Source organism: Paenibacillus polygoni (assembly GCF_030263935.1).
Lineage (GTDB): Bacteria > Bacillota > Bacilli > Paenibacillales > Paenibacillaceae > Paenibacillus > Paenibacillus polygoni.
Genome location: NZ_CP127162.1, coordinates 2,336,429 through 2,350,906, shown reverse-complemented (window position 1 = coordinate 2,350,906; position 14,478 = coordinate 2,336,429). Strand labels below are relative to the sequence as shown.

At 37.1% G+C, this 14,478-nt stretch carries 18 protein-coding genes; 1 reads left to right on the top strand and 17 read right to left on the bottom strand.

Annotated elements, in window-relative coordinates:
* Position 1: 1 nt before the first annotated feature.
* From QPK24_RS11395 to QPK24_RS11345, 11 genes are all read right to left on the bottom strand, one after another.
* Positions 2-1,855, bottom strand: a complete 1,854-nt coding sequence (locus tag QPK24_RS11395) for an ABC transporter permease (protein ID WP_285748787.1) — start codon at positions 1,853-1,855, stop codon at positions 2-4.
* 52 nt (positions 1,856-1,907) lie between these two features.
* Positions 1,908-3,080, bottom strand: coding sequence for an ABC transporter substrate-binding protein (locus QPK24_RS11390; RefSeq protein WP_285748786.1), 1,173 nt, complete (start codon positions 3,078-3,080; stop codon positions 1,908-1,910).
* Positions 3,081-3,124: 44 nt separating this feature from the next.
* On the bottom strand, positions 3,125-4,000 hold the full coding sequence (locus QPK24_RS11385; RefSeq protein ID WP_285748785.1) for a protein-tyrosine phosphatase family protein: 876 nt from the start codon (positions 3,998-4,000) through the stop codon (positions 3,125-3,127).
* A gap of 580 nt (positions 4,001-4,580) precedes the next feature.
* A complete protein-coding gene (locus QPK24_RS11380) occupies positions 4,581-4,976 on the bottom strand; it encodes a group-specific protein (RefSeq protein ID WP_285748784.1) in 396 nt (131 codons plus the stop codon).
* 97 nt (positions 4,977-5,073) lie between these two features.
* Positions 5,074-5,562 (bottom strand): GNAT family N-acetyltransferase, encoded by a 489-nt coding sequence (locus QPK24_RS11375; RefSeq protein WP_285748783.1) that lies wholly within the window; start codon positions 5,560-5,562, stop codon positions 5,074-5,076.
* 126 nt (positions 5,563-5,688) lie between these two features.
* On the bottom strand, positions 5,689-6,231 hold the full coding sequence (locus QPK24_RS11370; protein WP_285748782.1) for a bifunctional GrpB family protein/GNAT family N-acetyltransferase: 543 nt from the start codon (positions 6,229-6,231) through the stop codon (positions 5,689-5,691).
* Positions 6,232-6,385: 154 nt separating this feature from the next.
* Positions 6,386-6,583 carry a hypothetical protein gene (locus QPK24_RS11365; protein WP_285748781.1) on the bottom strand — a complete coding sequence of 66 codons (198 nt, stop codon included), beginning with the start codon at positions 6,581-6,583 and terminating at the stop codon, positions 6,386-6,388.
* 146 nt (positions 6,584-6,729) lie between these two features.
* Positions 6,730-7,488 carry a methyltransferase domain-containing protein gene (locus tag QPK24_RS11360; RefSeq protein ID WP_285748780.1) on the bottom strand — a complete coding sequence of 253 codons (759 nt, stop codon included), beginning with the start codon at positions 7,486-7,488 and terminating at the stop codon, positions 6,730-6,732.
* Positions 7,489-7,501: 13 nt separating this feature from the next.
* Positions 7,502-8,173, bottom strand: a complete 672-nt coding sequence (locus QPK24_RS11355; RefSeq protein ID WP_285748779.1) for an HAD family hydrolase — start codon at positions 8,171-8,173, stop codon at positions 7,502-7,504.
* The gene (locus QPK24_RS11350; protein WP_285748778.1) at positions 8,166-8,732 is read right to left on the bottom strand and encodes a GrpB family protein; all 567 of its coding nucleotides are present in this window, start codon (positions 8,730-8,732) and stop codon (positions 8,166-8,168) included. Before QPK24_RS11350 ends, QPK24_RS11355 begins: the two co-directional genes overlap by 8 nt.
* An 85-nt stretch (positions 8,733-8,817) precedes the next feature.
* On the bottom strand, positions 8,818-9,288 hold the full coding sequence (locus tag QPK24_RS11345; RefSeq protein ID WP_285748777.1) for a hypothetical protein: 471 nt from the start codon (positions 9,286-9,288) through the stop codon (positions 8,818-8,820).
* Positions 9,289-9,509: 221 nt separating this feature from the next.
* Here QPK24_RS11345 and QPK24_RS11340 point away from each other — a divergent pair, with 221 nt between their 5' ends.
* Positions 9,510-10,067: a 2'-5' RNA ligase family protein gene (locus tag QPK24_RS11340; RefSeq protein WP_285748776.1), complete on the top strand. Its 558-nt coding sequence runs from the start codon at positions 9,510-9,512 to the stop codon at positions 10,065-10,067.
* On the opposite strand, the gene QPK24_RS11335 is transcribed toward QPK24_RS11340, so the two are convergent.
* The 6 genes from QPK24_RS11335 to QPK24_RS11310 form a co-directional block, all read right to left on the bottom strand.
* Positions 10,064-10,534 (bottom strand): NUDIX hydrolase, encoded by a 471-nt coding sequence (locus tag QPK24_RS11335; RefSeq protein ID WP_285748775.1) that lies wholly within the window; start codon positions 10,532-10,534, stop codon positions 10,064-10,066. The genes QPK24_RS11340 and QPK24_RS11335 overlap by 4 nt on opposite strands.
* 72 nt (positions 10,535-10,606) lie before the next feature.
* A complete protein-coding gene (locus tag QPK24_RS11330; protein WP_285748774.1) occupies positions 10,607-11,440 on the bottom strand; it encodes an inositol monophosphatase family protein in 834 nt (277 codons plus the stop codon).
* 216 nt (positions 11,441-11,656) lie between these two features.
* Positions 11,657-12,553 (bottom strand): AraC family transcriptional regulator, encoded by an 897-nt coding sequence (locus QPK24_RS11325; protein WP_285748773.1) that lies wholly within the window; start codon positions 12,551-12,553, stop codon positions 11,657-11,659.
* A 73-nt stretch (positions 12,554-12,626) separates the two neighbouring features.
* Complete coding sequence (locus tag QPK24_RS11320; RefSeq protein WP_285748772.1) at positions 12,627-13,022, bottom strand: YobA family protein; 396 nt, start codon at positions 13,020-13,022, stop codon at positions 12,627-12,629.
* A gap of 507 nt (positions 13,023-13,529) precedes the next feature.
* Positions 13,530-13,796, bottom strand: a complete 267-nt coding sequence (locus QPK24_RS11315) for a hypothetical protein (RefSeq protein ID WP_285748771.1) — start codon at positions 13,794-13,796, stop codon at positions 13,530-13,532.
* Positions 13,796-14,428: a hypothetical protein gene (locus QPK24_RS11310; RefSeq protein ID WP_285748770.1), complete on the bottom strand. Its 633-nt coding sequence runs from the start codon at positions 14,426-14,428 to the stop codon at positions 13,796-13,798. The genes QPK24_RS11315 and QPK24_RS11310 overlap by 1 nt, the downstream gene beginning before the upstream one ends.
* Positions 14,429-14,478: the final 50 nt, after the last annotated feature.

The following is a 14,478-nucleotide window of genomic DNA, read 5'->3' as shown; positions in this document are numbered from 1 at the left end:
TTTAGCCACCTATTCCTTTCGTTAGATCTGCTTTGCCCCACTTGGTGGCAATAAAGTACGTTACGATAATGATTGTGATAATCAGAACAGTTATGGCATTCGAGAATTGTTGGAATCCGCTTTCAGCGTACTGAAATGTAAGTGTCGTTAGTGTTCCTGTCTTCGGAGTGACCAATAATATAATCAAATCGAGCTCCTTCATTCCGCTGATAAAACCGAGTAAGAATGCACTGATGACACCTTTTCTTGTAAGTGGCAGCATAATTCTCGTAAATCTCTTAAAGAACGAAGCTCCTTGTATTTTCGCTGCTTCTTCCAGTTCTCCACTAATTTGCATCATACTGCTCGTTCCGGATCGGGTGGCAAACGGAAGCTCCTTCACTACCGTAATTAATATAATGATGGTGAGTGTACCGTATAAAGCAGGGATCAGGAAGCCTGGCTTAGCAAAGATAGACAGATATATAGCCGCAAATGCAATACCTGGAATCAAATATGGTGTAAAAGTAAGCTGCTCAATGACTCGAGTAGTGATCGATTTTCTGCCTTTGGCAACGATATAGCCGAGCGTAATACCGAGGAAAGCCGATAAAGCTGCACCACCTAAAGCAACGATTAAGGAGTTTTTAAGTGCCATACGAATATTGTCGCTCATTAGGACACCGACCTCACCCGAGGCAATATTCGGATTTGAAGCGCCAACCCAGAAATGTGTTGTAAAATTGTTTAATGTGTAGACTCCCTCTTTGAGCATGAAAGATTGTAAGAATAACATAAGTAGTGGGAATATTCCTGCGATGAACATGAAGAACATAACTCCCGAAAAAATCGGAATTCTCCAGCGTCCTAGAGGCGTTAACGACTTACGAGCATCTTTCCCTCCAACGGTGGTGTACCCTTTTCGTTTCCCAATTGCTCTCTGGTTGATGTAGATCGTAATGGCGGCGATCAAAATCAAGACGATACTAAGAATATATGCCTGAGATGTCATACGACCGCGAATGCTGCTATAAAGCATGGTGGCAATCGTATAATACTTGATCGGCAAACCTAGAAAAGCGGCTGGTCCGAATGTCCCCATTGATTTGGAGAAAGTAAGAATAAATGCGGATAGAATCGCAGGCAATACCAAGGGGAAGGTGATCCTACGTAAAATGGTAATACGCTTGGCACCAAGAATATCTGCTGTTTCTTCGAGGCCACTATTAATCGAACTCAGTGCAACAGCAATCAATAGATAGAAGAATGTAAAGTAATGACCTACTAACACGATAACAATCGGCAGAAATCCATAAGACAACCAATCTGGAGGGCTAATGCCAAATATCGCTTGAATCAACCCTTTACTCCCGCCAATGCGATCGTTTTTGAAGATAACCAACCATGCCATTGATTTCATCCAGGAAGGAAGCATGTAAGGTATGATCGCCATAAATGCGATTGTTTTTTTAAATGGAATGTCTGAGCGCGTAACGAGCCAAGCTAGAGTGCCCCCAAGTATGGCCGATAACACAGACACCCAAATTGCAATATTTACTGAGTTCAGAATTGGCTGATAAAAAACGTTCTTACTAATCTCACCAGCAATCATATAGAACCAGTGATGTAAAGTGAATTTACCGGGAACAGCTTCAGAATAGGCTCGAACATCGTCATGGCTCCAAGTTACGGTGCTCGATATCATCTGAATTAATGGAATAATGATGGTATAGATTAGAAAGATAATCGCAACCATGCTGATCACATGCATCGGATTCGTTAGAAACGATACAAATCGATTTTTAAATCGAGCTTTATTGAATTTTGGTTGCTGGTTCTTCTGCTGCTTCTTAGTTGTGTATTCGGTATTGCTCATTTGACATACACTCCTTCTTTGCAGAAACAAACCTCTACAAGTACGTTATAAGTTATTTAATATTTTTGATCCAAAATTCACGGAATTTAATAGAGTTGTTGTAGAAGTACTTGCCATCATACTGCCATATATTTAGTTGATCCAAATTGATTGGATTCTTATGTGATACAGACGGATTGGACGGCCAAGATCCTAATACGTTGAAAGGTCTTAATCCTTCCCCTTCTCCTCCCAATTCGCCCATCATCCACCGAATCAGCAGCTTTGCTCCTGCAGTGTGTTTCGCTTGGTCAACTACATATAAATAGGAAGGTCCAAGCACAGATATTTTCGGCTTCATATCAAAGTTAGCGCTAATGGATAATTCCTTTTGTTCAATATTACGTAATTTACTTGATGCACCAATACCGATGGGAGGCTTCTCTTGACTACTCGTACCCACGTTTTCAACAACATCATCACTCGATTTGACTAGAACAGGGTCATTCTTCAGTAAACGGGCCATAAATTCATAACCAGCATTTTCCTCTGTGAGTTCGATGTCTTTTCCGTATAATTCTTTATAAGCCGCCGCCATATCGTCCGAGTGCTGAATCATGGAGAGAAACAACTCCATCGTATCCGAAGATTCGAGCGGATCATTAATAAGCACTCGCGTTTTCCATTCAGGTTCTGTTAATTGCCACCAGTTCGTAACAGGCGTTTCTTTGTATGCTTTTGTATTGTAATAAACGGTGCGAACCGTAGCATTGGTCACTATGCCTGGTAAATCTTGAAACTCTGGAGATAATGTTTCTAAAATATCCGCTGGCTTGTAGCCGTGTAAAATCCCTCGCTCAACAAGATCAGAGGATACGACTCCGAGCGTATCTTTGACATATACCACATCTGCGTTAAATACTTTCGATTCGTACTCACGTACAAGCTTCTCAACGATTTCATTCGTACTCATATCAAATGCTTCAAGTGTCACGCCGGGATATTCTGCTTCGAAGGATGCTTTAACATCTTTAATCCGGCTTGATTGTGAATAAATAACGACCTTGCCTTCCTCTTTCGCTTTGGCATACAACTCATCGACCGTTTCTGTTTTATCAAGTCCTTGTTCAGCTGCCCAGTTCGCACTCGCACCTACTTTGGTTGATTCAGCTTCTCCGCAACCAGCTAATACCGTTACCATAGACACCGAAAGGATGAACATTTTCAGCCATTTTCTGTTACTCATTTCATGTATAACCTCCCTAAGGTTCATATCAATTCAATAAGTCGCTAGTTGGAAGCTTGCTGAGTTTGCAGCCAATCCTGCCAAGACATTTCATAGTCTCCTTGCCTACTCGCACAATAGTCATAAAATGTATGAATAAAGTCTAATCTGTCCAGCGCAGCTTTACGAATATGTTCTCCTTGCTCCGGATTTAAGCGATACATATCTCTGCCACCAATCTTTTGCTGACGCTGCAGTATATCTTCTAAGCTTACTTGATGAGCATTCCGGATCATGTCATACATTAAGATAAATGAGGTGGCTCTACCTACACCACCGCGGCAGTGAAAGTGAAGCCATTCGCTAGGAGATAGCGCTTTCACAAAAGAAATAAACTCATCTACTATCACATCCGGTGGTCTATGGTGATCTGTTACGCAAAAACGAATATATCCAATATCTTCTAAGGAGGTAAGTTCTGCTTCGGAATACACTTGCAAAGGAGCTGTTAGAGGAATTTCTAGTTGAAAAGATTTGCCTTCTAAATAATCGAACTCAACCGTATCTGCCTTCTTGAGTTCATTTAAGTTTTGTTGTTCGAGTTCTATCACTGCTTGAGGCGACAGTTCTCGATTCGAATCATTATAGGGGCCGTACCAACTAATCGCCATTCCATTTACGAAACCATGACATTCCTGTCTTAGGTCCACGACGGTAAAGGTATCGCTCGGAATTACAGACTTCATATATTTCAAACCGTTTAAAGAGAATTGTCCGCTTGCTGACGCTCGTAACTCATGCAGTCCTGCGGTATTTGAATCGTGTTCAGCTTGATCGATACACATGCGGAATCTTTTGGGAGGTTGGTCAGTGCCTTGTTTATTATCATTGTCAATTAACTTGAGAACTCGTGCTGCTTGTAAATCGAACTGTTCAGACAATCATGTCACCCCTTTTTATAATTCATCAGGCAATGATTTAATCTTATGTTCGTTCCTAAGCGAGTTTTTCATTTGAGGAAATTATGAGTGTTAAGACGTAAGGAGTGGGAGTATCAGAAGAGATGTGCACATTGATAAAACGCTTACATTTTATCGATATATTTTCCTGTTTCATATGGATACACGTTTCTAAATTGAAATTGCACCTCCCTCAAAGTTCTGGTAACGATATCGGTAACGTTACCAATTTGTTATTGCTATTATATATTCATGAAATTTATGTGTCAATACCTAATTATCAATGATTTTTGTCGCAAATATAATTAAATAAAGAAAGTTTTTTAAATGAATTAATGACAGGTAACTATATAAGTTAACTTATAGATTACCTGTCATTAATTTAGCTTCCCCGATATGTTTTGAGCAGAACGAGCACAAGAGCTTATAAGCAGAGGTAATGTTCCTTCTTCTCACATAACTAAATATAATATTGTTATCATCATTCTTACTTAGAACATGTCTAGTGCATTAATAAATTGTTAGATCATTTAGGAAGGCTAACATCGTTGTTTCGTAACTTTCATCTATATTGTTCTTTCAATATTGTTTGAATCAATTCTTCTACGGTTCCGTTGCATTTACAAACTCCATCTACATGATAAAACGTACTTGTCTTGTCTAAGTCGTTAATCTCATCATTCTGTGAATAGAGATAAGCTTTAATCCCATTCCCAAGTGCGATGCCAAGTTCGACATGACTTCCTTTACCTGCTGGAAATAAAACCACAATAAAATCAGAACCCATCACTGCATCCATTTCCTTTTTTCCTATGTCTCTAAGTTCTTCAATTGAATTGACATTGTTATTAATAGTCCAGTCATATGTATGAGTAAATCCCTCTTGTCTCAATCGCTCGCTTACCGTGCGTACGGTTTCAATATTTTTAAAGCTTGATGCAATATAAAATTTTTTCATGATTACTCCTGATTCGAATAAATGAATTAAATGATCTAATCTACTAAATATCTTCATTAGATTTTGTACCGATATTAATATACTTTCATCTTCGATTTTATTTGATTACTGTTGAAAAGGTTTGGATCGGTCCCTCCCAATCACCTTCTCTAATTTCTTGATAATTATTATTTGTATATCTCTCAATTGTCTTTCTCCAGAATATTTGAGCGGGTATATTTGATTCAATCTGAGCTACCTTCCAAAATCCTTTGTACTTATTGAATAATTCAACTGCCACATATTGCCCAATTCCTTGTTTTCTATATTTCTTCATTACGAAGAATTCAGCAATTGAATAAATTATTGTACTGTCAATCTGTCCTACTTCTCTTATCAAAACAAATCCAGCAAGCAGTCCTTCAACTCGAATAAAATAAGGATGTCTATCTTTTTCTGTCCAGTAGTGATCTAAATACATATAATCATAAAGTCCATTCTCATTGACATCCTCCGGATCAAATTCACTAAAATCATACTTATATAATTCAATTAAGTTTCGTAACGTTGTTTTTTGATGATATTCAGCTCTATGTATTGATATCATATTGTTCCTTCTTTCGCTTTTAGTTATATATCATGTAGATAGATAAATTTGTTTGTTGTTTTAACTACTGTAAATAATTCCACTATAATAAAGCAGTCGGTCATTGCTTTTCTCGTTTTCAGAATTTTAAAATACTAATTGACTCTTATGATCTAAAATATCATATCGATACTGTATAAGTTGTTCATTCTTACCTAAGTATTCTTCAAAACCAATTCTACTTATTTCTTCAAATCCTAACTTTTCGAGCATTCTTCTACTTCGTGTATTTGTTTCGTGTGTTTCTGCGTAAAAAATAGTAATTCCTAACTGCTTTGCTCCATACCCAATCATATGTAGTGAAGCATTGAATTCTATTCCCTTCCCCCACAGTTTAGTTTCTCCAGGGAGTTCACGAAAGTATTTCTTCCTCTTGTCTGGATTCTCTCTTCTCATTTCAAACCCTAAACTCTCAATCTGTTCTCGGTATAATGACTCATTATCAAAGTCTGTGACTGAGATCTGAATATCGACTATAGGTTTCGCATCCATTCCTTCAATCGAAGTAGAACCAACATGGTCAATACGATCTGCTGCTTCGCCAAGTACATTTCTTAATTTCATCGCAAGTGTTAGGAATGTCGGCTTCCACTCCGAATTATATTTCGCAATTGTCCATTGATCTTCCATTAACACATGCTCCTTTAGAATTAACTTTTTGAAATATACCTACAATCCAATTTGCTTTGAATTCCGATAATGTTTCTGTATCCACGATCTCTTAAGACTCATAGAGAAAGGCCTTTAAGGACCGTCTATTTCTCCTTTTTTATCCATCCCTTATTCATTTATTGTTTTTCCGAATTTCATTCATACGTTGATTGTATCTCTCCCGAATTTTCGTCAACGCTTCACTATAGGCCTTTTCGAGTTTTACTTCTGACTGACGTTCGAGTATTTCCTTCTGTTCCGGACTTACCTTGAACACAGTCGTCGAGGTGACTTTCCCTACCTCTACTATTTTCTCACCGTCTCTAATCACAATCTTGATTCCTCCTTTATTCAAAAAACATCCTTCGACACAATAATAGTGTGAACTTCACCGATTACTCCTGCAGGCTCAAAGTAAAACAACTTAGAACGTGAGAATTGGTTATTAGTAGAAGTCACTTATATCTAAGAGATAATTCAAATTATCTTTTTTGCGATAATGTGTGTAAATATGGCAATATCTCTATACGGACTGTGGGAACTAAGTTCAAATTCTAGGGTTATCATTTTGTTATGCCATTCTTCACTTTGTTTTATATCATTATCTTTAATATATCCATAGAGGTTATGTATTCCAAAACGACCTACAATTTCATATCCTGATTCGGATAACCAAGATGAAAGCTGATTATAAGTATATATTGTGATATCCGTCTGTATAACATTACTGTAATCCTTGTCATTCCCAATAGTAGCTAATGCACTCTTAGGATCTTTATTGATAATTGCTTCTTTCATTACTTTAGCTGTTGGATTATGAGCTATTAATGATAGCAATCCATTTTCACTCTGACAATTACTTATAAGCTGGAAAAAATGACTTGGCTGTTCAACGTATTCAAGTACATTGTGACAAAAGATCCAGTTGTATTTTCCGATTTTACCAACCATATTCTCGTATGAATCACATATATAATTGACTGACTGTGAGTTTTGCTTTGCGATTTCCATCATATGCATGGTAGGTTCAATTCCAGTTACATTATTGCCTCTTAGGGCATACTCATTAGAAGATATCCCAAAACCACAACCAATATCTAAAATGGATTGTGGTTGTTCAATAAAAAATTTATCTATCTGGTGCCACGCTGTTTGATAAAATAGTTGTCCCCATGGCATCTTAGTGTAGTCCATATATTGATTGACTGATTTCGAAAATGCATCTGTGGTTTTCATATAAACCCTCCTATCATATTAATCCATTCGAAATGCTTACGAGGATATCTTTTAATTCTAACAAGCTTTTTATTGATCTATGTTCACTTGATGGTCTTCCATAAAAGTCATCTACTTTCCATATACCTAGCATACCAGCGTTATTACTCGCTTCAACATCGTTAATTGGATGATCTCCTAAGAATATTGATTCTTTAGGTTCTAATCGTAAACGGTCTAATGCTGTCTTGAAAATTCTAATATCCGGTTTTCTTAGCCCTTCGGTTTCAGAAATTAATATCTCGTCAAAATAATGACCAATCTTAAGTCCTGTAATATTATTCATCTGGAAACGACTATACCCATTTGAAATAATACCTAGCTTCAGGTTCTTTTCTTTTAAGAAATCAAGTATTTCAAATAGCCCTGAAAAACCAATGCAATGATTTTGAAATGATTCTACGTAATCCTCTAATAATTCTTGCCAGCTTAAATCTATTCCTATTTCTTCTATGAGCTGTTGATAAACTTTATCTTTCCATACATATCCTTTTTGATCCAGTTGAACAAATCTTTCTATAAAAATATGTTTTTCAACTTTATGAAAAGCATGAATACGATCATACTGGTTTTCAAGAAAACGAAGTAAAGACGTATCCCGATCCAGCAAAGTTCCATCTAAATCAAATAAAATTCCTTTAATCATCTAATCTTCCTTTGGTATATGGCGTAACATATTCCTTCATTACCTTCGTTACAAACTCAGTCTTACCTTCGGTATAAGCTTTGCGATTATTTGTATATTTATTGGACAGTTTGATTTTTAAATTTGCATATTCAGAAACTAGTAGAGGATTATTTTTTAATGTATCTCGAAATATAATATGCCTATTTAGTTCTTCACTTTCTTCATCGCATACATATAAATGATGTTCATACTTCTCATTACCTTCACTACTGTAGGGTACATAAATATCTCTTCTTGCGAATGCTTCTCTATTCTTAATACCTAGATCACCTTCATGTAGATATCCTAGTACATCTAACTTTTTGATTATTTTTGGCAGGTAGTCCATAGATTTAATTACTACATCAATATCAATAATTGGCTTAGCTGCAAGACCCGGTACTGAAGTGCTTCCCACATGTTCGATTCGTATTACTAGATCATCCATTTCGTCAGATATTGCTGATTCTATTTGTTTGAATGCTTTTGGCCATTCTGCATTGTATTCTTCAATAATTACTGGTTTTGGATTCAGCATCAAAATTCTCCTTTACATTAGTATCTGCGAAGATTTCTTATTTCGTTCCGTAATCACGGCTTATGTTATCTGATACCAGTGATATTTAGATCAGTCTATAGATTTTCCCGCTAGTTACTTTTATCTGGTTCATACTCGCCCACTGTTTTAATTCTTCTATGCTAACTTCTTCATGAGCCTTGAATCTAAAATGGAACTTCATTGGAACAAATTTTCTGCCATATAGCTTAATACCGACACTCTGTACAAAATAGCCTTGGATGATAATCTTTTCGATTTTCTGTTTTGGTATTTCAATGTGATTGATTTGAATTCCATCTTCTTTAATTTGCAGCTCATTATTTTTTCTTAAAATCTTCATTAACAGCATCACTATATTTAGTAAGGTATATAAAGGTACGAAAACAACAAAAAAAGCACCTAATAAGTCATTTATTCCAAAAGTGAACACTACCATAATAGTTAAAAAAATACTATAAGTTACTTGTATGTACTCCGCTTTAAGTATTTTGATTTGGTATTTTTTATTGATAATATGATTAAATTCTTCACTCATTGATATCTATGTCTCCCGTCTTTTCTTAAGGAAAGTTTTGGTTCTTATTAGGATTAACGGTTAGTTTTTCGATTTAGTTTGATTTTATACTCCAGGTAATAAGATCGACACGAACGCCAAACCTCGTCTTTCTGCTTATCATTTTAAACGGGCAGGATTGCTATGTGGAGCTGTTGAATACTCCTTTATTGCAGGAATTGTAGTATTGAGGGGGTATAGGGATGTACGGTGTAGTTGCTCATTTTGACCAGGATACAGAGCTCTATATAAAGCAAGTTTGGAAAGAGCTGAGCGATCATGCCATTTCCAAATATGCAGAAGAAGTACAAGATAGACGACCTCATATTACGATCGCAGGTTATGATTCTGACATAGATATCGATCAATTCATAAGCGATTTTGACTGCTTTTATGAATCTAAAAAACAACTTTCAATCACGATGAACTCAATAGGGACATTTTTGAATACAGGGATTTTATTCTTTTCCCCTGTTCCTTCCATAGAACTTTTAACGTTCCATGCTAATCATCACCGTTTTTTTGAAAACTATCGACTGAATGCTGAGTCCCCCTATCTTCCTAATAACTGGGTACCTCACTGTACCATAGCAAATAGATTAAACGATGAGAAATTAAAAGAAGCGATGATTTACTGTACTAAAAGAATCAAAAACATAACTGCTATGATCGTTGAAGTATCAGTAACCAGCGCTATATACGAGAATAACAAATGTATAAAGTCACCATCTATTCATACGAAAACTTTGGACATTATCTAACATTTCGATTTCAATATATTCTGAATTTTTCCTACGTACTCACTCATCTTGCTCTTTATAAATGGGTCTATTCTATCAGGCAATGCCGCTAGGTTATAGAATTTCGCTTCTAATACTTCAGCTCCGTCGGGTTTAATTTCTCCTTCATAGTCCGTACAGATATATCCAATAATAATATTGTAATATTCATGTCCATTTCTTAGTTTTGTATATAATTCCTTCCCTGAAAATACACCGAACAATGTAAGATTCTTTATTTGTAACCCGATTTCTTCTTCCACTTCTCTCTTGGCGCACTCCTCTACTGATTCCCCTAGTTCCATTAATCCTCCCGGCACACCCCATGTGTTATCTTGATACCGGACAAGTAAAATCTCACCCGTCTTATTCAGGATCAGTATACTCGGTCTAACCAAAATTAACGGTGTATTACCAACGATTTCTCTCAGCGATTCAACATATCCCATATGATATGAGCCTCCTCTTTTTAGATCAATATGACTTTTACGTTTTTTCTTAATCGTTTTGATTAAACTCTATTATCCAATAACGATATCCGTTCCTTTTTCGAATGAATTTAACCCATCCCTTACTATTCTTAATAGTTCTTGTTTATGATCTGGGTGACAAGCAATGATATATGGTTCTTCATTCATGCCGACAAATGGATTCCCATCAAAATCGACTACGATTCCTCCAGCTTCCTTTACCATTAAGATGCCGGAATACAGATCGTCCCCTTCTGAATTGTAAAGAACAATTCCATCTATGTCTCCCTTTGCAAGCATGCACCATTGAAGTGTGGGTGCCCACAACCTCATCATCCGCTTAAACCTGACATCAATGAATTGTCTTAAATGGACTGCCTTACTCTCGTTTTGCACTTTATGACCTTGAATCCAGCCTATATTTCCTTTAAATATATTTGAGATAGCACTCATTTGGATTGGACGATTATTGCAAGTTGTTCCTTTACCTATGACGGATACAAACAATCGATCTGTTAATGGTTCATAAACCACGCCAAGAACAGGCTCTCTTTTGTACATTAAGGTAATTGATGTAGTAAAAATGGGCAGGCCAATTGCAAAATTATTGGTTCCATCTAACGGATCGATTAACCATAACCAATCGCTTTCCGAACCAATGATCCCTGCTTCTTCACTGTGAATCTGATGTTTTGGAAATTCAGCAACAATTTGTTTGATTATAATTTCTTCCGTTATGTAGTCTACTTCAGTAACCACATCTCCAAATTCATCTTTGGATCTAAGCTCTACAAAATGATCAAATTTCTCTTTTGAAATCAGGCCTGCTTGGCGAATTACTCTTTCTGACAATTCTTTTGCACTTTGAATAATCTTGTAATCCATTATGCACCTCATTCATTTTAATTTTCAGCAGTTTGCTCCTATCATCTAGGTAAAAAGCGGACCCCGAAGGGGCATAATCCTTAATCCCTTTTCGAAATCCATCTTGCAAATCCATCCCCGCACCGGATCATTTAGTGACTACCAATAGGCGGCTGCTCGAAACTTTCTAGGCAAAGTATCCTACGAATGATCCGTCTCATTTCATCTGTTCCTCAATTACACCTTACGAACCGCAAACCATAGCTCGATATAGTTAAGACCATTTTTTTCACCGTACATTTCAAACTCCATTCCCTTAACTTGCTCATAGCCTGCGGACGGCAGCCATTCAGTGTAAAAACGGTGGTACAGTTTCTCAATCGTTTCATTAAACTGGTCCCACGGATGTGGATCTGACGGAAAGATGGCCCAAGTCAGCGCGGGAATAGTTACTGAGGTATACCCTTCCGTGTTGCTAGATTCATCTTTAAATGCGCACAGCATGTATGGAAAAGTGTCCGGTCCCGTCTTACGGTAACTACATAAGGCATGCACCGAATGAAGATCTCTACTAACAAACATCGGTAGTTCTCCTGCACAAGATTCTAATCGCTTTACATCTCCGTTCGCATGGCTCTGCTCCCACAACTTAGCCGGCGTTTGCGGTGCATCACCATCCCCTTCGATACGGAAAATACCTTCAATGCCAAACACTTCATAACTTTCCTTTGTCTCGATCCGATAATTCATTGCCTCTGCCCCTTTAATTGTGATAAGGAAGGAAAGACGCGGATAGGCTTTCATCTCAATCCCATCGTGACGTGCCATTGCAGGTGTGATGCCATGTAGTGATTGAAAAGCTCTCGCAAATGAGACTGGTGATTCATATCCATATTTTACCGCGATATCGATCACCTTTGCTGTTCCGTCCTGCTGAAGTTCCAGCGCCGCAAGCGTCAACCGTCTCCGCCGAATGTATTCGGCTAATGTAACTTCTGTGATGAATGAAAACATTCTCTGGAACTGGTAAGATGAGCTGCAGGCCACGCGAGCCACCTCGCTCATTTTGATCTCTCCTGCCAGATTTGCTTCAATATAGTCTACCTCACGATTCATCCGCTCAAGCCACTCCATCTATTCCCTCCTCTCAAATAAAATCATAGACCAGGCGAAAAAAGACTTCGCAACAATTTATGCCCAAAAAAGTTTATTTAACTTTTTCAATTTTCTTAGCAGATGCTTGCGCAGGAAACGATGTGTTTACTCCCCCATCTACTGTGATCTTAACTTGTTCACCGATGCTAAAGTCATTGTATTCATTATCTCCGATTGAAACCCAAGTTGCATTTGGATCAGCAATTGTTAATATTTCCTCCACTGTCTGCTGAGTGATATCAAATTCTGACTCATCTAATCCTTCAACAACAAGTAGCCGCTCTTTTTCTTTATCAATAATATATCCTGTTATAATGGTAGCATTTGTAGGACTAGTAGCCTCCTCATTGGTTGAGTCTGGCCTGCCTTCACTGCTGGATTCTTCATTTAATGAACATCCGCTTAATAATAGGGGTACTAACAAGAAAGTAACAACGAATTTCTTCATATGGAGAATCACCACCTTCTCTTACTTTTTACTAGCACTATCAATTTCCTGCACTTCTCCATATACATAATTACTAATTAATTAATCAGCGCCAATGTTGCAGCGTCTCCATCTCCATCTGGTTCGTTTCCTTATGTAATCTATTTTTTATAATTACCTTTCCATATTTATCATGGACTCTTAAAGGGAATTCCTGTACTATTACCTCTTTATTCTAATTAGATAAGGATGATTTTTTTGGTAAACGCAGCAGTCGTTTTTGCATTATGTCTTTTGCCTATTTTTCTTTACATTTCTTTTTACTTTTTACTTGATGGAAAACAGCCTCAAGCAAGGAGAATATTTATTTCTCTTAGTTTCAGTTTAACAATATGGTCGATGGCAATTATTATGATTACAAAAAATTAAAAGAGCGATCAGTGGTTTTACGAAATTGGGATTAAAGTAAACCTTGTTGGAGATTTAATTAATGGAGCAAATTTTCAATCGTTTCATTTATCATAAATTTCAAGTAATTTGGTCTAATTGACTAATGAAATCACCCGCGAGTTCTAGTTGTTGAGTAGCAAATTCCAAATTACCATAACCTTCTAAAGCGTAATCTAGATTGCCGAGTGTAGACATCAATATGCGGGCGGTCAGGGCGAAAGTAAACGCTTTCGGATCCGTAATAACCTTTTTATTACTCAACATGTAACTAAAAGTCGGATCTTGAAATCCATTAAACAAGGCGAGATTACCTACAAATGATGCTAGGTCCCAGTAAGCGGGCATCAATGATACATCCTCTCAAAGTCCGTCCAGATCCAGCCTTCCGCACTTGGAAGTAAATTTCCAACGTGGGCATCTCCATGGGATGGTATTAAAACACTTGTTTCTAATACCATCTTTTTATCTACTTCATGAAACATTTCAAGTAAGGATTGTATACGTGGGTCAGAGTTCTTCATCAATCTCTCAGCCGATCGACGAGTCCGTTCCCAAACACCAAGCACAGGAAGTTCTTCAAGAAAGTCCTTCATTGCTATGGAAAGGTTATTTACGAGTTCAACGCTTTCACTTGGTGATGGTCGTTGTAACTCGATAGGAGGTACATAGTTCCAAAGCGTCATCCATGTCTCATTAACATTGTGGGGTCCTGCATCAATAAGTTCAGTAGGTAACATCACGAGAACGTTCTTGATTTGAAGGTGATGTGCTACTTTTAATTCACGATTAAGTCTCTTGTATACGATATTTGCTTCTTCCTGTGAAATAACATTGGCTAATCGGGCAACAATGGGATAGGGAGCCAAATGAATAATCAGATTGCCTCCATTACTTAGAATAACAGGTGTAATTTCTTCTAATCCAAAAGTTTTAACGACCAATAGAACTTGAGTAACTAGTTTATCTATATGTGACAATACAACAACTCCTTAATTAAAAAGTTATAAACTAAAACTATCCATTCTAG